Raw genomic sequence first — 25,331 nt, 5'->3', positions numbered from 1 at the left:
TGATAATATTAGGGCTTTTTTATGAACATTGGAGTAGAATAGTGTTAAATTAAGATTAGGATAATTAGACACCTTGTATAGGTACATAAAAATCGTGACAAGAGGGGCGATATGTATGCAATATAATAAAAATCAATTTATAAAATCTAATGATAAGAAGATTATGAAAAAGGTAAAGAAACAATGGGTAGTAGTATCTATTGCGACTTTGTCTGTTTTGGGTGCATCCGCTTATGGCATGAACAGTGTTTCTGCTAAGGCCGATGACAACTCACAACAAATAGTTCAATCAACTAATAATAATCAAAATAATTCTAATTCTGACAATAATTCAGGGAATCAGTCTGCCCAAAATCAATCGGACTCTAACAATGGTCAACAAACAGATAGTAACAACCAATTGACTAATCGTGATGGAAATAGTTCATCATCAAATTCTGTTGACAATACAGACAATTCTGCACAATTTAGTCAACAAATTAGCCAAGGTGCTTCTGATGCATACAATAACAAAGGAAATAACTCAGCTAACTATAGTGGCCAAGCCCAAGACTACTACCAAGCTGGTTATGCTGGTGCGTTAAGTGCAATGAACGCATACAACACTGACACTAAAGGCCAAGGTACGGGGACCCAAGACACTAATTACTATGGCAATACACCTAACCGCCCAGGTGGATACACTGGTAATACATCAGATGGTGCCAAGGGGGACAGCGGTGGTGTTAACAACACAACTAACCAAGACAATGGTTCAGGTAATAATACTTCATACACCCAAAATCCAACCGATGGGACCCCATTAAGCTACAATTCACCAAGTAATCCTAATCAAGGTGGAGCTGACGATACTAAGTCAGGCTATGCTTCTGCCCAAAAATATCAAGACTCACTTTTAGCTAAATTAAACACTGTTAACAACCACAGTGTTCAATTTACCAATGGATTTAGTATTGATGTTCCTACAGCTAATGATGTCCTAATTACCAATGATAGAAATAAGTATGCGCAAAAAGCAGGTCTAGCTACTGCTTTTGATCAAGGGGTAAACTATGCTTTAACTCAACAAGGTTACGCTGATGCCGAAGCTGGTAAGTGGACAGGTGTTAGAGGAGACGGGACATCTACATCATATGATTTCTACGATAATGGAAGCACCGACTTGCATAATTCACAAAATCCATATGATTTAGCATACATTGGTGCTAAAGATGCCATCAGAGCTCAATACGATAGTAGTAATAACTATCAAAAGAATAAATTACCAAAAGCGATTACATCATCTCCATATGGATCAGCATACGTAACTGGTTTTAATGATGTAGTTTCAAATATCAATCAAGGAATAGCTTATGTTACAAACTCAAATCAATTTGATGCTGTAATGACTAATGGGCAAGCTAACTACTCAAGCGGTGGTTCTACTCCTGGAAATATTACAACTGTTAAGTTAACAGCTGATGTTGACTTTACAGGAGCACCATTAGCCGGTGAAACTAACAACACATATTACGGTAATAATGGTCCGTTCACAGTTGATGGACAGTTCCATATGTTGGATATGCACGGTGTTTCATACAAGATTACCAACGCTTCTCAAATTAATTTACAAAATTTCCAAGCGCTATATGGATATAACTATTACGGGCCATTTGCACCTGTTAATAGTAATCAGACTCTTCATTACAAGAATCTTAACTATATTGGTTCTCAATTGTTAAGTGCAACAAGTAATGACACATATTTCTCTGGTAATGTAAATGTTCTAGTGCCACAGGATACATCAACACCAACTTATTACTCACCATTCACAGGCTCAAATGGAGTTCCTGTAGAAGGTGGAGGAAACCAAGAAAACCTTGAAATCAATAATTTTATCCTTGAACCAAATAGTAACTACTTTGGTACAGTTGCTAGATCAATTGGTGCTACATTAATTAATGCAAATGGTAACGTTACTTTAGGCCAAGGTTCTAAGATGACATTGATTCCACGTGGTCAAAACAATGGTCAAAGTGTTTATGATGGTGGAGACTGGGGAATTTATTTCTCTGGTGGTGGTCAATTAAATGTTAATAAAGACGCCACTTTAAATATCATTCCTAGTTACTCACAATCTGGAGGTAGTAACTACGCCGGTGGTGGTATTGCTACAGCCGGTGCTACCAATATTAACGTTAATGGTGGTGCTATTAACTACATCGTTGATGGAATGCAACCAGATGTTTACAATCAAGTTTTTGACTTTAAAGCTAATACAAACGTTAATGTCTTAAACGGTGGATTAATTCAAATTAAGTTAACTAATAATCCAGGACAAGCTGCTTCATACAACGGAATTATTAATTTCGCTGCTGGAGGAGCAATGAACGTTGGTAATCGTGGTAACCTAATTGTTACTACCGATAATACTGGACAAAGAATGCTTCCTTTCTATGGAAATCTAAATATCAATAACGTTGGTGCCAGCCACGTTGTATTGGCTAAGAATCCAAATACTGGATCATTTAGTAACAATCCTATTAGTGCTTATACAGTTTCTGTGGACAATAAGTTATTCTATTACTTTAATCTACCTTCAGGGTCTACGAACTATACCGGTATTGATAGTACTGGAAAATCAGTATCTGGAACCATTACTGACCCTAACAGACTAGAAATTGGGGATGTTCCATCAGTTTCTTTCGTTGGGCCAATTACAAAGAATATTAATAGTGATAATACGGCAACTGTTACGGCATATGCCAAAGTTTCTAAGTATGATCCTTCCAATGGACCAATCTATGTTGGTGTTTACTCAGGGACAGATAGATCCATTGTTAATCAATCTTCTAAATTAATTAACAATCCAGCAACAAATAAGAGTATCAGTAATGGTAATGCTCCTGCTGATCCAAATAGCTACTCAGATAGTAAGGCATTACCAACTTCTTATAAAGATGGTCAAATTGTTCCAATTACTTTCACCATTCCTAAGTCATTAGCTAGCAATAGTTTTACTGGGATAAGATTGACCTATGGTATTAGTTCAGTAGTTCAAACTACAGATGGTAGCAACTATTCTAATACTACTGAAGGATACAACAAGGGTTCAAATGGGAAAGTTAGATTAGATAATAACGGAACTATGCAAACCGACCAAGGTAATGTAGCACAAACCAACAATGGTACTATTGACGGTATTAATGATTCTATCAATGGTAATGGAAATGCAAAGGCCGCCCGAACTTTTAATGTGCAAACTAGTGCTGATTATTTGAGTGGTTATGATAGTGCAGTAGCAGGTTACAAAGCATTTGATGCAAGCAATCCAGATGCTGACTATACTAAATTAGATAGTTTTAATACTTCTTCCAACCCAACTGCATTTATCAAAGGATATCAAGAAGCGTCATATCGTGCTGGTGTAAATGATGCCAGGTTACAAAAGCCATATTATAAATACTCAAACCCCAATTACAATAATGGGGTAAAAGACTATTTATATTCAGCAAATGGTGTTAAAGGTTATACGTCTTTTGATCCAAAAACAAACCTTAATAATGATGGAATGCCTGCCATCGGTATAAAAATTGGTATTGCAGATAAAAAAGGTTTTGAAGCATTTATAGCTGATGAAAAATCAGGTTCATCATTTACTATTGGTAATCTAAATGGATCTCAGTGGCAATCCATAAAAGATGATAGTGATGCTGTTAATGCTTATTTATCAGCGGTTACTGGTTTTAATAACGCTATTACAATGACAGACTCAACTTCAGCTAATCCAGATGTTAATTCCAATAATTTGGAAAATACAGGTTTTATTATTGGTAAGTCTTTAGTAAATGGTGCTAAGTCTAAGGTGTTGCCTACAACTAGTACACCAACTATTCCTGCTCTAAGTGCTGGGGTTCAAGGATATTATTCAGCTCAAGCTGGATTTAACGCTGTTCAAGCTGCTGTTGATTCAGTTAATGGAAAAGATGTTAAAAATATTGCTGAATCTTCATATACGGATCCTAGTCAATTGAGTGGAACTACGCAAAAAAATCCAAATGGTACAAGTGTTGATTTGATGGTATATAAGCAAGCTAAGTTTGGTGCTTACCAAGCTCTTCTAGGTAATTCTGATTCAGGTCTAAATCAACTTCAACTAGCTGGTTACACAAAAGCCATTGGACCAATTGCTAGTGCAAATGCAATTAAAGACTTCCAAAAAGGTTTACCTCAAGTGTATGCACAAACTGATACAACTGTTAGAGCAACTACTTATCGCAATGCATATCTAAATGCACAATCAGCATTCACTCAAGGTCAACAAGATGGTCTTTCAGCAGTTATAGCTAATGCAAATGTTAGCCATACTGCTAGCGATAGTGCTGCTAACCAAAGCAGTGAACCAAGTTCATACAAATTAGGATATCAAGCTGCCGTTGATGGTTATAAGGACGGTTCCGCTGGAACTAACCCAACATCAACTAATAAGGATAATACCCAACCTGCTGTGTATACTTCTGGTTACCAATTTGGTATGAATGAAGGTCGTCGTACAGCTGGTGCAAATGATTTTGTAAATCATTCAGTTAATACGAGTGTTCAGGCAAGTGACGCTAAATACGCAGATGGTATTTCAGCAGCAACCAAGGGATACAATTACGCATATGATTTAGCTCAAGTAACTTCTAATCCAACAACTGACAGCACTGATCATTCATATGTAATTGGTTTTAATGCTGGAATTAGACAATATGCTGCCGATGTTCAAGCACAAAAAGATGCACAAGGATACCTTGATGGTGCTAATGCATTCGCAAACAATCAAAAACTAAATGTACCTTCAAATCAAACTTCAGCATACCAAAACAATTACAGTGCTGGTTTTAATGCGGCTAGTGCAGGACTAAATACGGCTTTAAATAATTTGACCTCATCAAATAAAGATTTAGGAATCGAAGATGCTGGAAATTACACTGCTGATACTGCGGGAGCTACTGCAATTGGTTACTACGCATTTAATGCCCAAAACGTTGGTGCAAAACAAGCATTCCTAGTATTGGATGCTCAAGGTAAGAACATCACATCACAAAATAATTCAACAGTTGCATATGGAACAGCCGTAGACTCCTACTACGGTTCTTTGGCAAACATCCAAAAGACTTCATATAATTCTACTAATGATACAACTGCACCTTTGTACCAAGCTTTGTATCAATTTATTAGTAATCGTGGAAATAGCGAATACAAAGATGGTTACAATGCTTATCTAAACGGTACAACTCAACCAACTAATGGTTTTGGTGTGGCTGGTTACAATGACGCTAGTGATGGATTTAACCAAAAGAGTGCCCAAAACGGTGCCAATGTAAATTCAGATGGTTACAATTCTGGATTAACTCAATACAGAAATTATAAAGCTGGTGTTGCTGCAGCTAACACCGACACTACCGCCGAACCAGATGCTGTCAAGAATAACAAGGATGCTTCTGATGCTTTTGACGCGACTGTTCAAGGTTATAGTGATGGATTATTAAATCCCGACTCACAACAAACGACAACCAATCTTACTAACAAGGGAAAAATCTATCAATTAGCTTATAATCAAGCTTTACCATTAGGTCAACAAACTGCTAATAAAGCATATAATGACATTGTTTATGGAAAGATTACTCCAAGCTACACACCTGCAAATAAGGGCATTTCTACGATTGCATACTTAGCAAGTATTAATGCGATCGTTACAGGCTTTAAGGATGCAATCAATAGTAAAGATACACATGAATCAGCATTGTATGAAAAGGGAATTCAAATTGCCCAAAGTGCATACAGTGCAGCATTTAATACTCTTAACAATATTGATAGTGCAAGTCATGTTAATAATGATCAAAGTCTACCTGCTAATACTTACGTTGCCAATGATGCAAGTAATGCAGCTATTGATTCTTACAATGATGTATTGAAGGGCAATGGCCAAAAGAGACAAGATCTTGAAAATCAAAGTTTTATCTATGATACTTTCTACAATTACATGTTCCAACAATTGCAAATGGATTATCAAAATGGTGAAAAGAACTTTGATAGTCAAACTCCATATGTTGGTAATTTTAGATTAACTGACAGTAAAGCATTTAATTCTGGATATTTAAATAAGGCTTACGGATTCAAGGCAGGTATTACAGGCAATACATCAAACGATGATATTGCTGAATACGCAAGTCAAGGTTATAACGTTTCTGGAGAAGCTTTCCAAGCGGGACTAACTGAAGGTAAATCTTATGCAGATGCATTTAATAACGCACTAAATCAAACTTCAGGTCAATCTGGTAATGCTGATGTAACTAGCGCTATTAATGATTCCTTTAATACTGTTAACAAGAATGGGGTGTCAAGTACTCCTGGAAGTACAAAATCGGCACTTTACAAAAAGGTTTACTACATTTCTGCACAAATGTCTGTGTCCGCTAATTCAGAAGGTGCTACTGGCTTTGTAAATGGTCAAACTAGAAATAATACCAGCCAATCCTCTGAGCTTGAAAATAATTCATACGCCAATGGTTGGGATAAGGCTAGAAGTGGATTATTAGCAGCATTTAAGTCTGCTGGATCCAATATTTATGGTAATTCACAAAGTGCGGGATATTTCTATGGTAGAAATATCTATAGTGGTGCAATGTCCACTGTGCAACCATCAAATACAAGTTCAACCACATACAAGGGTTACGTTGCTGCTCAAGCCGCTTTAAATCAAGCTAAACAAGACTATGATCAAAATAAACAAGTTGATATTAATAACTTGGTAATCCCAACAGGATATGATAACGGTCAAGCAGAAGCTTATAAGGCTTACTATCAAGGTGCTTATTATCAATACAAACAAGAATCACTTCCAGACTCTTATAGTAATGATTTAAGCCAAAATGCATATAAACTTTCAAGAGAATCAAATCAAGTTGATATTGGAGCATCAGATTTTGTTAGTGGTAAAACAAAACAATCAGATAATCCAGAATATGTTAACGGATATAGCATTGCAGAAACTGGTTATCAAGATGGCTTAATCAATGGTTCAAGTCAACAAACACAAAGTGAAAGTGGTAAGTCTAAGGCTTACACAATGGGATATGATGCTGGTCTAAACAAACATGATAGCTATGTAAAAGCAGTTAATAAACAAGATTCAGATGGAACACAAACTTATGCGGGTGCTAAACAAGCACTAGATGATTATGCAAATGCTTCAACAGATGATGCAAAGAATGCTATTGCAGATAAGTCTTTAGGTGGATCTGTTAACGCAGAATATGCTAATGCGTATAATGCTGCTTTAAGACAAGTTCGAATGGATGCACAACAAGGTGCTAGTGACTTCTCAGGAGGCCAAAAGAGAGCGGTATTACCATTTGCTGCAATGCAAGATGTTTACAATGAAAACTATAACGAAGCTCAAAAAGGTTTCTTGGAAGGTTTAAACAATTCAGACGCAGCAGGTTCTTCAAATGCTGAAAATAATGGAATCAAAGCAGCCCAAACTTATTCAGCTGGATACCTACAAGCTATTTCTGACGTTGAGAAGGGAAGCTTTAACCCTAACGCACATCCTGAATTAGTTGGTTATGCAGATACGGTTCAAGCCATTAAGGATGCAAATAATAATCAAGTAAATAACCAAAATAGCTCACCCATCTATGCAGTTGTTGCTTCACAACAATTAGGATTAAATGACGCTGTAACGCAACTCACTCAATCCACTGCTAATGCTAAAGAATTAGGACCAAATGATTCTGTTGATAATAATCAATCAATGAGTAATGATTCTTATAAGACAGGTTTTAATTCAGTTATCGATGGATACTTAGATGGTAAGAGTAGTACTGTTGGTTCCAATGATATTTACCAAAAATCACCTAATAAAAATAATCCAATCTATCAATTTGGATATGGTAAAGGAAATGCAATTGGTAGAAAAGAAATTGCTGCAACTGATTTCTTAAAGGGTAGCCTAGAAGGTGCGACAGATACTAACTACAAGACTGGTTATACTGACGCCCAAACAGGTTATTCTGATGGAATTAGTGGATCTAATTCAACTAATATTTCTAAAGAATACGACCGTGGATTTGAAGTCGGTCAACAAGCTAAAAATGATTACCAAGCTGCTGAAAGTAAGCAATCCCCAAGTGCGAGTGATTCTAATTCTGACACTTATAAAGGTGTAGCTGATGCAATTTCATCAGTTAAATCAAATGGAAGCACATCACCAATATCTGTTTATTCTAGTCATAACGCTGCATACGTCATGGCTTACAACAAAGCTGCCAACGATGCTAATAATGCAAGTGCAGCTGGACTATCAGATTTTAAAAATGGTCTTGTTCAAAATCTAAATAGTCAATCAACCGTTGCTAATCAAGCCGTTTACAATCAAGCTTACAACGATGCGACTGCCGGATATAAACTTGGTTTAAGTGGAGGTACTACTTCCGAACCAACTAATTCAAACGCCAAGGCCGGGTATGAGATGGCTAAGGCAGTTCAAAAGGGTTATCAAGATGCCATGAATGACTTCTTATCTGGAAAGAGCGATATTAATGCTAATTCCGAACCTGGCTATAAAGATACTATGGGAGCATTAGTTGATGCTCAAAAGAATATTAGAAATGTAACTAATACCTCACCACTTTATGCAGTTACTTATTCACAAGAAGTTGGTTCAAACGATGGTATCAATGCTGTTAAAAATGATCCAAATACTTCAAGTGATACAACTGTACCTGCATCTCGTCAAAATAGCGTGAATGTTAGTGCATATCAATCAGGTTATAAGGGTGCCGTTGATGGTTACAAAGATGGTGCTGCAAGTACTCAAGGTGCCTCAACCAATAAGAGCGCTAACCAATCAATTGAAGGCAATAATGCAATTTACCAAAATGCTTATAATCAAGGAAATGCTTCTGGTAGACAACAGGCTGGTGCTAATGATTACACCAAGGGAACTGTTGACCAACAAGTAGAAAAATCCGATAACAACTATGCTACTGGTGTTAATACAGCCGCTAGTGGTTTCAATGATGGTAAGCAAGCGGGTCAAACTTCAAGCTCCGTTAAACCATCTAATACCGATAAGCCTTACGTAACTGGATTTAATCAAGGGGTTGCTACAGCAAGTGGTTCATCTACTGCAGTTCAAACTGGTAATAAGGATGATTCTGGATTAATTGGAGACGCTAAGAATGCCTACTACGGAACCAAAGATGGTTACCTACAAGGTGCTAACGCCGGAAATACAATTACTAATAAACCATCTGATAACAAGGGTGCAGATACTCAATCCAATTCATACACTACTGCGCAAAGGGATGCATTTAATGATGCGGTAGCAAAGGCTAATTTAGGTGCCCAAAATGCATTTAGTAGCTCTAAACCAGCAGCTTACTCAAGTTGGAATCCAGAACAACAAATGGCTTATGATACCGGTGTTCAAAACGCTCAAAATGGTTACAACGAAGCTAAAGCCGACATTCACAGAACTCAACCAAGTAACAATGGAACAAATATGGTTAACTCCTTTAATGGTGCTAAAGCAGGATTTGCTGACGGTACTGTTGGTGGATCTCGTGACATTTCGAGTCAACCTGCCGAATATCAATCATCATATAAGCAAGCCAAAGCAGCAGCAATCTTAGCTGCAAAGCAAGGTGTTGCTGATTTTGCAGCTAATAGCGGTGATGTTAAGAATGGTGCTATCGATGCACTAGGCAACGCTGAAAGTCACGGTTACCAAGCTGCTTTACAAGGATATACTGATCAAGATGGAGATTCGGCTAATACATCCGATATTGATTCTTCTTACCAATCAGGAATCCAAATTAATAAAGATAAAAGTAATGGTGTTGATGATGCATTAAGTGATCCAAGTCAGGGTAGCTCATATGAAGGCAGTAATGCTCAAAAGTCTGCATATTTAGCTACAATTGCAGGATATACAGATGGTGCTAATGGAACAAATGACCATATTAAACCAGTAGATGCATCGCAAGCTTATATTTACAATCAAGCATATATGGCAGCTAAGAGAAATGGTATGTTTAATGCAAGATTGGGTGCTAGAGCATATTTGAACAATTTAAGCGCTCCTCAAGGAAATGATTTGGCAAGTTTAGCTAAACAAAATGGATTTACTAAAGCTCAAATTGGTTTCAATGATGGATTGAACAATAAAAATGATAGCAATAATGAAGCATATAAAACGGGTAATGATGCTGTTAAATCAGCGCAAATTGGATTATCAGAAGCAGAAGCAGGAAACAGTAATTCAGCAAATTCCGTTTCTGATCGAACTGCATATTCAGATGCTCAAACTGCTTACAATGATGCAAGCACAGCATTATCAAGCAACCCTGATGACACATCTGTCACCCAAACTAACAAGACACCTGCTTACCAATACGCATACAATCAAGCTAAACAAGACTTGAACGCTCAATATGTATCTGGTAAACAACAATTCTTGAATAAATATGCTGAAGGTATTTCACAAGCAGATACTAGTTCTGCTAAGTCTGTTCAAGGACAAAATGCAATTAAGCAAGGATTCAATGAAGCTGTTAGAGGATTTAATGACGGAATGAATGGAGCTAATAATCCAACATTATCAACATCAGCGGCATCAGCAGGTTTTGCTGAAGGTCAACAAGCGTTGAATGCTGTTAATGAAGTAGTGGGTGGACAATCAACACCTGATTCTGGAAACAATGATGCTTCATATCAAAAAGCATTTTCTGCCGCAGTAGCTGCAAAGACAGCGTTTGATATGAATCCAGATATTTCTAGTGAAGTTCCAGCCAGTGATGCTAACACCAACAATGCTGTATATTCATCCGCATACAGTGCAGCCGTATATAGCCTTTCAACTAGTTATTCAAATGGGGCCCAACAACTTCTAAATGGACAATCATTGCCTGCTAATGCCTCAACAGAATTCACAGCTGGATTCAATGATGCCAATAATGGTTTTGACAATGCGCTAAACGGACCTAATTATCCAGATACTAATAAATATGGATATGTAACATCAGGTGCTCAACAAGGTTTAGCAGTAGGACAAAGAGCATTGGCTGGATATAATGCTGCAATGCAAAACATTACGACTTCAACCGCTGATTCTGTACAAAACGATGCTAATAGTGGTGCAACTGCTGGATATAAGGATGCTATCTCTGGTTCTAAACAAACAGATGCACAATTAGCACAAGCTAGTTTGGCATACAGAAAAGCCTATGCGAAAGCATATGATGATATTAAGAACGCTGTATTAACTGGATCAACTAACTTCGTGAGAGGGCAACAACCTGATAAATCAAATAGTCAATACAGCAAGATAATGGAAGGATATAATTATGCTTCTCAAGGATTTGAATATGCTAAGAGTCATCAAAGTACAGACACTAGCTCTTTAACTGATGATCAAAAGAATAATTCTTCATTTATGAGAGGTTTCTATGCATACGTGGATGCTGTGATTGGCTTTAACGACGCACAAAATCAAGCATCTGATTCATACAGTGCCCCTTATAATGAACAAAAGCGCGGATTCCAAGGTGCAATTGATGGATACGCTGATGGTAAGAATGGAACTCTTCAATATACTAATAATGAAGTTTTCCCTGCATCACGTGTTGCTTACGATCTTGCATATCAAGATGCTAAATCGATGGCTTCTCAAGGTGCAATTGATGCAATGAGTTCAAGCCCTTCAACAGATAAGTCTAAATTGAAGGTAAGACAATTAGATGCATATCAAAATGGTTATAATAATGCAGTTACTGGTTACAACCAAGCTAAATCAGACTTATCAGTTTCTAACATTAATCCATACACTGCAGGAACAGATTCTTACGATACATTCAATGGTGCTCATGATGGATTCGTAGCAGGAATTAATGGTAATGGTTCAATTCCGTCAGGAAGCTCAGCAGTATATACTGCTGCATACAATAAAGCACAAGCAGAATCACAAACCAACGTGATGAACGGGGTTGCAGACTTTGCTAAGAACGCTGACGATACAAGCAAGCAAAATCAAACTGATGCTACAAATCAAGCGTTGTACACTGGATTTAATAATGCTAGTGAAGGTTATGCAGCTCAAATTGGTGGTACTGCTGATAGAACCAACACTAATGTTGCATATGTTGCTGGTGTTCAAATGGCAGTTGATAGAAATGCCGGAATAAATGCTGCAATTGCAAATCCTAATGCAACTCCAAGTGGTTCGGCTGCAAAAGTTGCCGCATTTAATGCAACTATTGCTGTTTACAAGGATGTAATTAACGGTACAACTACCGGACAAACACCAAGTTCAAGCGATGATGCTCAAACCAAGACTTACTTGGATTCATACGGTCAAGCGCAATTAACAGCAACAACTAGTACTTCAAATGGTGCCCAAGCATTCGTTCAAAACACTGGTAAACCATCAACTGGTAGTGACTACAATTCAATCGCAACATTAGCCGGTTACAACCAAGCCAAGAGTGGTCATGATGACTTTGTATCAAACAAGGCAGCTCAATCATCTACTGCTGCTTACTTGACTGGTTACAACGCAGCTAAGTCTGCGGCTAGTGGTTTGGCTGATGCTCAAAACGCAACTAATAGTGGTCAAGGTACCGCGTTAGATGTAACAGCATATGGGGACGCACAAACAGCTTACACTGATGCATTTAATTATGTGACCGTTCACCCACAAGATACTGCAGCACAAACATTTGCTAACAAGTCAACTGCATATAATGATTCATACAATGCAGCTAAGACTTACCTACAAAGTCAATATGTTGCTGGTCAAAACCAATTTGTCAGCCAATATGCAAACGGAAATAACTCAGCTAACCTAAGTGGTATCACATCAACTCAAGCACAAACATTGGTTAACCAAGGATTCAATGACATGCTAAGTGGTTATAACGAATCCATTAATGGTAATAACTTAAACGGTAGTGCAAGTTCATCAGATAACCCAGTTCAACAATCTGGTTTCAACAAAGGTCAACTTGTATTGAAGGCTGCTAACCAAGTAGCTAACGGAAACACTACCGGTGATACAGGAAACACTGACGCAATTTACCAAAAGGCTTTAACTGCTGCAAATGCTGCTAAGACAGCATTTGATGCTAACCCAGATATTTCAGATATGGTAGCTACAAGTGATAGCAACTCTTCAACCGCTCCATACACTAACGCCTATAAGGCAACTGTGGATCAAATGAAGGCTAACTACCAATCAGGTATTTCACAATACCTAAGCGGTCAGGCTACTTCATCTAATGTATCTAGTGAAGCAACACAAGGTTACAACGATGCTAAGACTGGATACGCTACAGCAATGCAAGGTTCAACAATGGCATCCAACTCTACAAGTGGTGTCCAAGCTGGTTTCAACCAAGGACAACTTGTATACGCTGGATACACTAATGCCATGAATAACCAAACTAGTGCGGGAAGTCAAAATGCACATCAAGTTGATGGTTACAATGGTGCTACTGACGGTGTTAGTGCAGTGATGAATGCAGGAGGCACAGTGCTAAGTGATGCACAACTAAAGGCTAACGGTAAGTCATTCGACTACATCCAAGCATACGACAAGGCAGTCAACGAAGCCCAAAACTCAAGATCAATCGGGGCACAACAATACCTATCAGGTCAAAGCAGACCAACAGGGACAACCCAAATTGAAAACTCAAAGGCCCAAGGTTACGACGATGCCAAGTCTGGACACGATGCCGCTGCTAGCGGAACACCCCTTACAGATGCTCAAAAAGCTAATAAGGAATTCATGGATGGTTACAATTCATACTCAAACAGTATGAATGGATATGACGCATATGAAAACGGTGGTCAATTAGATTCAAACGCTAGCCAAGGTCAAAGGGATGCGTTTGACGGTGCCCAAGCAGGATACTTAGCTGGGCCAACTGGAGCAGCAATGCCAGATATGACTGGTAAGTCACCAGCTTACATTGATGCATTCAAGAAGGCTTACGAAAAGGCCAAGGAAATTGCTAACCAAGGTGCTGACGATGCAATGACTGGTAAAGATAATAGTCAAAGCAACTGGAGTGCTCCACAAAGAGCTGCTTATGCTGCAGGTCAACAAAACGCCACAACTGCATACAATGCAATTAAGTCTAATATCAATGCTACTAATAAGTATCCAAGTGGTTCAGATTCTGCTGAAGCATTTGATGGTGCTAAGGCCGGATTTAGTGCTGGAACTATTGGTTCCAATGACGACAGCATTTTGAATGGTAAGTCAGAAGTATTTAAGGATGCTTTCAATAAAGCTAAAGCAGAAGCAATCGCCGCTGCAAAACAAGGTCAATCAGATTTCGAATCCGGAAACATTAATTCAGCAAGCTCAGGTAAAGATGCATTAAGTGTCGCTAAGTCAAATGGTTACAATCAAATGCAAAAAGGTTTCAATGATGCTAATGCAAATCCACAAAAGATTGATCCTAATAACCACGATGCTTCATATATAGCTGGTAAGGAAATGTCAGACCATGTAAAACAAGGTGTGGCAGATGCTAATAATAACGGATCTATCAAAGACTACGGTAAGGATGGATCTAAGACACCAGCAGAAGTTGCTGCATATAATGCTGCAGTTAATGGGTACTATGCTTCTGTGAACGGATACAAAGATGGTGCTAATGGAGATAAGCAACACAGTAATCCAATTAACCCACTACAAGCTGCCGCTTATAATTATGTATATCAATTAGCATGGGCTAACGGTGGAGAGCAAGCAAAACATGGAGCTACTAACTATGAAAGCGGTAGTGCTAGATCAACTGATAAGGGCATTCAGTCATTAGCTCAAAATATTGGTTATGATGATGCGCAACGCGGACACGATGACTTTACTCATAACAAGCAATCTACTGGCAATGTAACTGCTGCTTATACTTTAGGTCGTGACATGGCTAAGGCTGCACAAGATGGCTTAAATGATGCAATTAACGGAGCAAACAACTCAACATCTTCTAAGTATCCAAGTGCATATAAGGCTGCACAAAATGCTTACAACGATGCTGCCAGTGCAGTTTCTGCTAATCCAGATAGTCCATCAGGTTTACCTTCTGGAAAGAGTATTTCTTATCAAGATGTCTATGGAAGTGCTATTAAATCATTACAAGATCAATATCAAAACGGTGCAACCCAATTTGCATCTCAATACTCAAATGGTAAGACTTCAGCCGATGAGACTTCTATTAACTCAACTCAAGCTAAGAACTTGTTGCAACAAGGATTTAATGAAGCACAAGCTGGATACAATGAAGCAATTAAAGCGGCTACCAATTCAGATGGCACTTTGAATCTAAATGTTCAACCAAGTACTGATGATAGTAGTGCTAAGAAGACTGGATTCAACCAAGCATTGACTGCTTTAACAGCAGCTCAAAATGTTGCTAATGGTGAAATTCAACAATCTCAAACCGGCCCAATGTACAATACTGCATTTGAAGCAGCAATTGCTGCTAAGCAAGCATTGCACAATAATCCGGATGCTGATAACACTATTCCTTCAAATAATCCAAATAGTAACAACCAAGTTTATAAGGATGCATATAGTTCTGCAATTACTCTAATGAAGAATCACTATGCTCAAGGCTTTAGTGACTTCATGACCGGAAAGACAGCACCTACTGGTGATACGCAAGCGGACATTGATGGATACAACAATGCTAAGACTGCATATACTCAAGCATTAAAGAGCCAACCATTTAATGGTTTGACTTACCAAGACGATAAGAGTCGACAAGCATACGATGCCGGTCAAAAGGTTGTTAATGGATACAATGATGCATTTAATAAACATGATTTGAATGCAACTAATGATTCAAGTGATGCTTACCAGGCTGTTAAGGATGCATACAGTGATGCTAATGCAAACACTAAGCGTGATTTGAGCAATGCGTCATTAGACTATGTCACTGCATACAACTATGCTTTGAAGAAAGCTAACGATGCAAGAAACGCTGGTGCTCAAAGTTACGTTTCAAACAATGATTACAAGCCAAGTGGTTCAACTCTTGAAACTGACGCACAACAAAATGGTGCTGATGCAGCTAAGAGTGGTATTGCTGCAGCTCAAGAAAACAAATCAACCAATGCGTCAACTGATACAGCTTATCTAATTGGTTTCAATTCACTCTCAGGTGCCACTGACGGTGCTGAAGATGCTCGTAATGGTAATTCCAAGAAGAGCGATAGTGATTTGTCTGGTAAGAGTAAGAATTACATTGATGCATATATTGCCGGATTCGAAGGAACTCGTTCTGGATACACTGACGGTCAAGACGACAAGCAACCAGCTGACTTGAGTCAACAAAGTCAATCCTACAAGGATGCTTACAACAACGCATACAACGATGCTAAGTCAATCGCCAACCAAGGTGCATTGGATCAACTTGCTGGAAAGAGCAATTCAAGTGGTTACAACACTCTACAACAAACTGCATACAGTGCTGGTCAAACTAATGCTCAAAGTGCTTATGCATGGGCACACGATGATGTTAACAACAAGGACAAATTCATCGATAAATCTGATGCTTCAGACATCTTTAAAGGTGCTCAAGCCGGATTCAGTGATGGAAAACTAGGAAATGTTGCTAACGTTACTTCACAAACCGCTGCATATCAAGCTGCATACAATAACGCTAGAAGTCAAGCTGGAGCTCAAACAGTTAAAGCAATTAAGGACTTCCAAGCAGTTAATGATACAACTTACAATGCAGATCAAGGTAAAAACGATGCAGAATCAGTTGCCTACACTAATGCATATGATCAAATCAAGGCTGGTTTTAAGGCTCAAATTGGTGAAACTGCTTTAGTTGACACTACTGGTAAGGATTCATCATACAAGGCCGGTACTCGTATGGCCAAGGATGTTCAACTAGGGATCTCCGATGCTTCTAACAACCCAAGTCGTACAGATTACGTTGGTACCGATGCTCAAAAGGCTGCCTACGCAGCAACCCGTGATGGATACCATGACGGTAGTTACAACAGCAGTACCACAATGGATTCATCATTAGATCCACAAAAGTACGCATATGATTACGCTTACGCTTTGGCTAAGGCTAGTGGCTTGAACTCAGCAATCAGTGGTGCCAATGTTTACATTCAAGCTAATGCTCAAGTTCCAGCAGTTAGTGCTGATGGCATTGCTCAACAAAAGGGTTACAATGACGCTCAAGCTGGATACCAAGCATACCTAGGCAATCCAAGTGGAAGTGCTGATACTAGTCAAACTAAGGCATATCAACTAGGTTATGCTGCAGCTAAGGAATCCAGAAATGGTATAGCTACATTTAATGGATTAACAAATTCAACTGCAACAACTACTGATCCAAACACTAACCCAAGTGCTAATGATCAAGATGGTTTCAATGGTACTCGCGACGGATACTTCGCTGGAATTGCTCGTCAAACTAAGCAAGTATTTGACACAAGTTCTAGTCAATCTCGCGCTTATCAAGACGCTTACAATGCTGCTTATGATTCTGCAAGATCAAAAGCCCAAGCTGGAGCAATTGATAGTCTAGATGGTCAAAATAACTCACAAGCTAGTTGGACTCAAGCTGACCAAAATGCATATGCATATGGTCAACAAATTGCAGCTAAGGCATACAACGATGCTAACAATAATCAAAACGCAAGTTTATACACCGCTATTAATGATGCAACCGATGCATACAACGGTTCCAATGCTGGATTTGCTGATGGTACTTTAGGTAACAACAATTACCCAAGTGACACTTCAGCTAAACCAGTATACTGGGCCGCATACAAGAAGGCTCAACAAGCTGCTGTTAACGCTGCGGTTAAGGGTGTTTCTGAATTTGCTGCCGGTGCAACTCAGCCTGCTAGTTTAAACAATACAGACCAAGTATCTAACGCTGAAAACTATGGATTCAACCAAGCTCAATCTGGATATTCAGATGAGCAAAATGGTTCAGAAGCTAATAGTAATAACGTTTCATACATGGCTGGATACCATATATCAGAAGATCAAAACAATGGTAAAAATGATGCTGAAAGTAATAAAGCTAAAGATAATAGCCAAGCTAAGTACAGTAAAGATACCTATGATGCTGCTTATGATGCTGCAGTAAATGGTTACTCTGATGGTAGTAAGAATGTTACAACTAATAGTAATCCAACAAATGCGGCCCAAGCATTGGTATATAATGCGGTTTATGACCTAGATCAACAACTAGGAACAGCTGCTTCACAACTCGGTGCGATTGCATTCTTAAAGGGTAAGAAAGATACCAATAATAAAGATATTCAATCACTTGCATTCCACCAAGGATATGTAGATGCTGCAAAAGCCAAAGAAAATGCCTTCAACAACTATAAGCAAACTCACGGTACAGGTACTGACAACTACACCCAAACCTATAATGGTATTACCGATGCACTTAACGATGTTTTGAATAATCAACCTCAAAAAGTTAATGACAGTTCAAGCGTATATGATGCCGCATATTCAAACTATTATGCATATGCTATAAATGTTGCGAAGAATGGTGCATTGGCTTACTTGAACAATAGTGAAGTTCAACAACATACCAGTACTGATAATGATGTTTACAGCAAGGGTGTTAGTGATGCAACTAATGCATATAATGCCGCAGTTTCAGATCCAAATACAGAACCTGATTCTTATGCTGCGGGAAGCAATGCTGATTTAGCATACAATGGTGCTTCACTTGCATTTAACGAAGTTATCGTTGGAAATGTTGTGGCTGGAACCAATGGCAATAATGATCCAATCTTTGTTGCCGCTTATAACAAGGCACTTCAAGATGCTAATAATTACGCTAATATTGGTGCAGTATCTTTTGGTAAATATGAAAGCATGAATGATGCAATTAATAAGGGTAATAATAGTGGTGCTTACATTAATGCAATTATTACTGGCTATGTATCCGCACAAAATGCATACCAGGAAGCACAAAATAGTGTTACTGAACAGGCTTCATCTTCTGATGCATATGATCAATCTTATAATGGGGCAGTCGCCGCATTTAACAATGTTATTAACGGTCAAGAATCTGACTCCAGTGTTAAGAACAATAAGTCTGACGTATTCAAGGCACTATATGATAGAGCTTTAAGTCATGGAATTGCTCAATCTAAGAAGGGTGCAGTTGCATTTGCCAATAACAAGAACCAATCAAATGCTAAGGATACTAATGCAAAGATGTACAACAAGGGTTATAGTGATGCTCAAGCTGCTTACACAGTTGCTCAAAATGACCCAAGCCAAGTTAACCAACACACTAACGATACCAACAGTGACAATGCGTATAAGGGTGCCGCAGCCGCATTTAACGATGTGACAAACGATACTCCAGGTGCTCACCGTGATAACGATAGTGCTGTTTACAAGGCTGTCTACGACAAGGCATTGGCCGAAGCTCAACAAAACGCCACTGCTGGTGCAAACGCTAGATTAACTAACGTATCGCTAAGCGACGGTGTTAAGAACATGGCCAACACCGCAGCTAAGAATGCATTTACAACTGGATTCAACGATGCTGATAATGGTTATAAAGCTGCTCAAAACGATAAGACTCAATCAAGTGCGCATGGTACAACCAGCAACCTTGATAGCACATACCGTGGTGCCGCAGCCGCATTCAATGATGTTGTAAACAACACCATCAATGCCGGTAAGAATGCCGACAGTAGCTCTGTATATCAAAATTCATATAACTTAGCGTTAGCTGAAGCTGTTGCTCATGCTAATGATGGTGCTCAAACATTCTCTAATGGTCAATCATTAGCTGATAGCTTGAAGAACCTACCAAACAATTCAGCCAAAAGTGCATTCACAACTGGATTTAATGATGCTAAGAATGCTTATGCAGCTGCAACTGCTAACCCAGCAGATACCACTCATAATAGTCAAAGCAACTTTGATGAAACATTCCGTGGTACTGCAGACGCATACAAAGCTGTAGCAAGTCATAAGACATTCGATGCTGGTAAGGCTTCAGATACTAACAAGGCTTACACCGCTGCATACAACAAGGCATTTGAAGAAGCTACTAACTTTGCTCAAACCGGTGCAATTGACTTCGGTAAGAGCGTCGATGCAACCCTTGGTCGTACCCAATTTGGTAACAATCAAGCTGCAAAGACTGTTTACACCACAGGATACAATGACGCTAAGGTAAGTTATGCTAAGGCACAAAATAACCCTAGTGATCAAGGTAATTACACAAGTCAAAGCAACGCCGATGAAGCATATAATGGTGCTGCCGCAGCATTTAACGATGTTGCTAACAACCAAGCTGGTAAGAATGCTACAAATGGCAACCCAGTTTACGCATCAACTTATGCTCGTGCATTAAACGAAGGTAAGGCAATCGCAAGTAAGGGTGCTCAAACTGCACCACTTGGTAATGACGCAGTCAACCAAGCACTTGCAGTCTACAAGAATAACCAAGCGGCTCAAAAGATGTTCAACACTGGTGTAACAAACGCTAACGCTGCTTACGCTGCTGCAAGAACTAACCCTAACAACACTATCGATCACAACACTACAAGTGATTACGATGAAGCATACAAGGGTGCTGCAGCTGGATTCAATGATGTCGCAAGTGACCAATTCAATAGTCAATTTGCTAACGATACAAACCCTGTATACCAAAACGCTTACACTAAGGCTGCAAATGAAGCAACTGCTTATGCAACTCAAGGTGCAATTCTAGGTAATACTGGTAAGCAAATCACTGACGGTTTGAATGGTTCAACTGATCAAGCTGTAATCAACGCTGTAACTTCTGGATACAACGATGCTTACACCGGATATGTTGCAGCCATCCAAGATCCAAGTAAGAACTTCAACCATACTTCAAACAGTAATATCGATAAATCATACAACGGTGCTGCCGCAGCATTTAACGATATTGCTGGAAATAACGGTAAGGCCAGTCGTTCAATTAGTGCAGATTCTGTATACACAACTGCATACGACAAGGCATATGCTCTTGGCTTGCAATACCAAAACAAGGGTGCTGCTGATGCTGTCAACAACATTGATGAACAAACTGGTATCAACTCATTGAGTGGCTACCAAGGTTTGATTGACGTATACGACCGTGGTTACAAAGATTCAGGCGATGGTTACAAGCTTGCTCAACAAAACAGAAATGATCAAGCTAACCACACTTCAGACAGTAACTCTGATGTATCATACAACGGAGCTGCTGCTGGATTTACCGATACCATCAATGGTGAAGTTGGTAAGCATCAAAACGATAATCAAACACCAACTTATCAAAATGCTTACACTCGTGCCGTTAAGGAAGCCAAAGCACAAATCCATCAAGCAACACTTGATTTCAACAATGGTTTGAATAGAGATACTCAAGCTCAACAAATCAGTTTTGGGTCTGACAAGGATGCATACGTAACTGGTTACAACAATGCTAGTGACGTTTACAAGAGCGTCCAAGACTCAGGAGAAAACGATGGTAAGCACACATCAGATAGTGTTAACGATGAACAATACCGTGGTGCAATGAACGCATTTACAGATGTCATCAATGGCACTCCTGGAGCTAACGCTTCAACAGATAGTGTGGCTGTTTCTGAAAAGCAAAACACAAGTGATGTTTACACTAGTGCTTACGCTAAGGCACAAGTCGAAGCCACTCAAGACGCTTTGAATGGTGCAAATGATTTTGTATCACCAAATGCATCTGGTAATGCACCAACTGCTGCTGGTAAGTTGAAGGCATACGATAAGGGTGTAAACGATGCACAATCTGCCTACGAATTAGCTCAAAACGATAGAACTCAAAGCTCAGCTCATTCAACAGATAGTAACTTTGATGTTGTCTACACCAACGCGGTTGCTGGTTTCAATGATGCTATCAACAACCCATTAGCACCTGCTAAGAGTGGAAATGATTTAGCAACCTTGACTTACAATAAGGCGTTGGCAGAAGCTAAGCAATCTGCTCTAAACGGTGTATTGGCATTCAACAACGATGATCATGATGCTGAATTGGCTAAGGAAGCTAAGACAAGTGATAGGGATGCATTCAATGTTGGTTACAACCAAGCACAAAGTGGCTTCACTGCTGCCGAAATTAATTACTTGGATGCAGCTCATCACGACACTAATTCTTACGCTGATCAAGTCTACACCAATGCTGCTAAGGCATTTAAGGATGTTTCCGACAGAACTGGTCAAGCTAAGGACAATGTCGCAAATGACGTTGCTGGCTCTGCTTATAACAAGGCTTTCAATGAAGCATTCAACATTGCAAACAATGGTGCTGATGATTCAGTTAAGGGCGTATCACAATCTACTAACGTTGCTCAATACACTGGCAAGAAGGCATTAGCCGATGCTTACAATGCTGGATACGTTGATGCAACAAAGGCATATGCGGATGCTGAAAGCGACCACAGCAAGGCAAACGACCATACTAGCGATAGTAATTATGATCGTGTCTACCGTGGTGCCGCACTTGGATTTGGTGATATTATTAATCATCAACCTGGTCAAAATGCTAAGGCTGATTCTAATAAGGCATTCGTTGATGCCTACAACAGGGCATCACAACAAGCATTTGCTCAAGCTCATGATGGTGCTATCGATGCCAACGGTCCAAAGCAAGTTCGTCAATTGAATATCAATGCTGACAAGCAAGCTTACCAAGTTGGTTTAAACGATGCTTTAAACGGATACAGCGAAGCTCAAAGTAATCCTGATGATAAGGCCAAAGCTGATCAAGCAACCAATACTGGTCTAGCTTATGCTGGTGCCGCTGCCGCATTTAATGATGTCGCAGATGGCAAACAAGGTGAACATGGTCAAACAATTGCAGATCTTGTTTACCAAAATGCTTACAACAAGGCATTGGCTGAAGGTAAGGCTAACGCAAATGCTGGTGCTACAGCATTTGGTCTAGGTCACACACTAAGTGATGACACTAAGCAATTTGCAAGTTCTGTCGCTAAGGTTAAGGACTACACCAAGGGTTACAATGATGCCCAAGCTGCATTTGCCGCAGCCCAAAGCGATGCTAGTCAAGTCGACCAACACAGAAGTGGCAGTGATTACGATGAAGTCTACTCCGGTGCTGCTAACGCCTTTAACGACGTTTCCGACCATACAGTTGGTCAACACAGAAATAACTCAAATAATCCTGCATATGTTGCCGCATACGACAAGGCATTAACTTCTGGTCAATCAAACACCCAAGATGGTGCTTTGACATACTTGACTGATAGTCAAGACTACGACCACAAGATGGATTCATTTGCCACTCAAGCTGAAAAGAGTTCATTTGCAACTGGATTTAACGATGCTAAGAAGGGTTACGAATTGGCACAACAAAATCCAATGCTTCAAAGTCATATCGATCAAAATGATTTAGATGACACTTACCGTGGAGCGGCTTCCGCATTTAACGATGTTAAGAATGGCACTGCTGGACAACACGCTAAGAGCGAAGATAATCCAATTTATCAAAAGGCATACGACAAGGCATTAACTGAAGCCATGAATTCATTCACTGATGGTGCTAACGAATTTAATGACAACAAGCCAAACTCGGCAAGTGGTGTTGACGCAAACAGTCTAGACCACAACAAGGGTTACCAAGATGCTAAGGCACAATACGAAAATGTCTTGGTAAACGGCGATGATAACCTTCCTGATAATGCAAACCCTGCACAAAAGATTGGTTACCAAAAGGCTAAGTCAGTCGTTGCCGGAATTATCGACGCAACAAGTGGTAATAAGCAACAATCAGATGATCCAAACTATGTATTGGGTTACAATTCTGCTCAAGCTGCATTGCGTGATGGTCAAGCATTTGCTCAAGCAAACGGTAAGCTTGGTAACGTAAATGATATTCCAGTTCCTGATGGACTAGATCCTGATGCATACCGTCAAGTCTTTGCCGGTGCTTATGAAGGTTACAAGACTGGTGCAGGACTACAACCTAAGAATCCAAGTCAAAATAACCCAGCATTCGTCAATGCTTATAACAACGGGTACAACAAGGCTGCCAACGATATTCCAGCTCAAGAAGATTACCTATATAATGGTAAGAAGAAAGACTTCAACAGCAGAACCGACAAGAACTCGTATGAACAAGCATACAAGCAAACTGGTGATGGTTTCGCTGATGGAATTAAGAATATCGCAATGCAAAATCCTGATTCTGGTTACTACGTAAATGGTTACAAGGCTGCCGAAGTTGCACGCGCTGCAATGAAGAAGGCTAAGACTAACGCTAAGTTGACTAACCAAGAACTAAAAGCTTTAGGTGGACAAACTTACGTCAACGCCTTTAACGGATACCGTCAAGGTGTTAAGGCAGCTCAAGCCAGTGCTCGTACCCACAAGAAGTTAACTGCTAAGCAATTAGCTGCTAAGGGTGAAGTGTTCGCATACACTTACAACCAAGGATTCAAGATTGAAACAGCTCATCAAATTAAGATTGGTAAGAAGTACGGAAGTGCCCGCGCAATTAAGCGTAGTCCAATTCCAATGAGTATTACCAAGAACCACTCAGCAGCATATGCTAAGGCATATATTGCAGAATACAAACGTCAATTCAAGGCTCATATGCCAAGATATATTTACAACGTTAAGACTATCTTTAGCCACAGAAGAACTAAGTTCTCCAAGGGTTCAAGAATCATCAAGTACAAGTACTCAAGAAGATACAATGCACATGTATTCAAGGTTATCGGCATCAAGTACTATAAGAACCGTGTACCAAGATACGTTGTATCCGGTGGTCGTCTAGTAACTGCTGGTCAAATGGTCCAAGATGCATATTACCGTGGTGATACTGCTAAGACTACTAAGAACAGTGGTAGCAAGAAGACTAAGAACAAGCCAATGGTATTCCGTGTAATTAAACCTACCGGTGCATTGATCCATACAAGCAAGAAGTACAGCAAGCACAATGTAATCAGAAGAGTTCATCAAGGACAATTGATTCACGTTGTTAAGGTTGTTAAGTACTATGGATTAACAAGATTATACCTAGGACACAACAGATACTTTACTTCAAACAAGACCTTTGTTAAGAAGGTAAGATAGTCGAGAAAAAGACCTAGCTAAAAGCTAGGTCTTTTTTGTACATATTGTTCATAAAAATTAAGATTTTCTTAAGGATAGTTCCTATAAATTAACGAAAACTTATAGTAGTAGTAGAATTGAATTGTGAGGTTTTAAAATGTTGATTTAATAGAGATAAGACGCTAAAAATAGTTTAATTATTTTTGCTTCTATATAACAA

General features: G+C 39.2%; 1 protein-coding gene. It reads left to right on the top strand.

Going from position 1 to position 25,331, the window contains the following annotated elements; translation table 11 throughout:
• Nucleotides 1-115: 115 nt before the first annotated feature.
• The gene (locus KTJ72_RS05420; protein WP_217304324.1) at nt 116-25,132 is read left to right on the top strand and encodes a DUF5776 domain-containing protein; all 25,017 of its coding nucleotides are present in this window, start codon (nt 116-118) and stop codon (nt 25,130-25,132) included.
• The last annotated feature ends 199 nt before the right edge of the window (nt 25,133-25,331 follow it).

It is taken from the genome of Apilactobacillus waqarii, from assembly GCF_019061205.1.
Taxonomy (GTDB): Bacteria; Bacillota; Bacilli; order Lactobacillales; family Lactobacillaceae; genus Apilactobacillus; species Apilactobacillus waqarii.
This window is presented reverse-complemented; position numbering and strand designations above follow the sequence as displayed.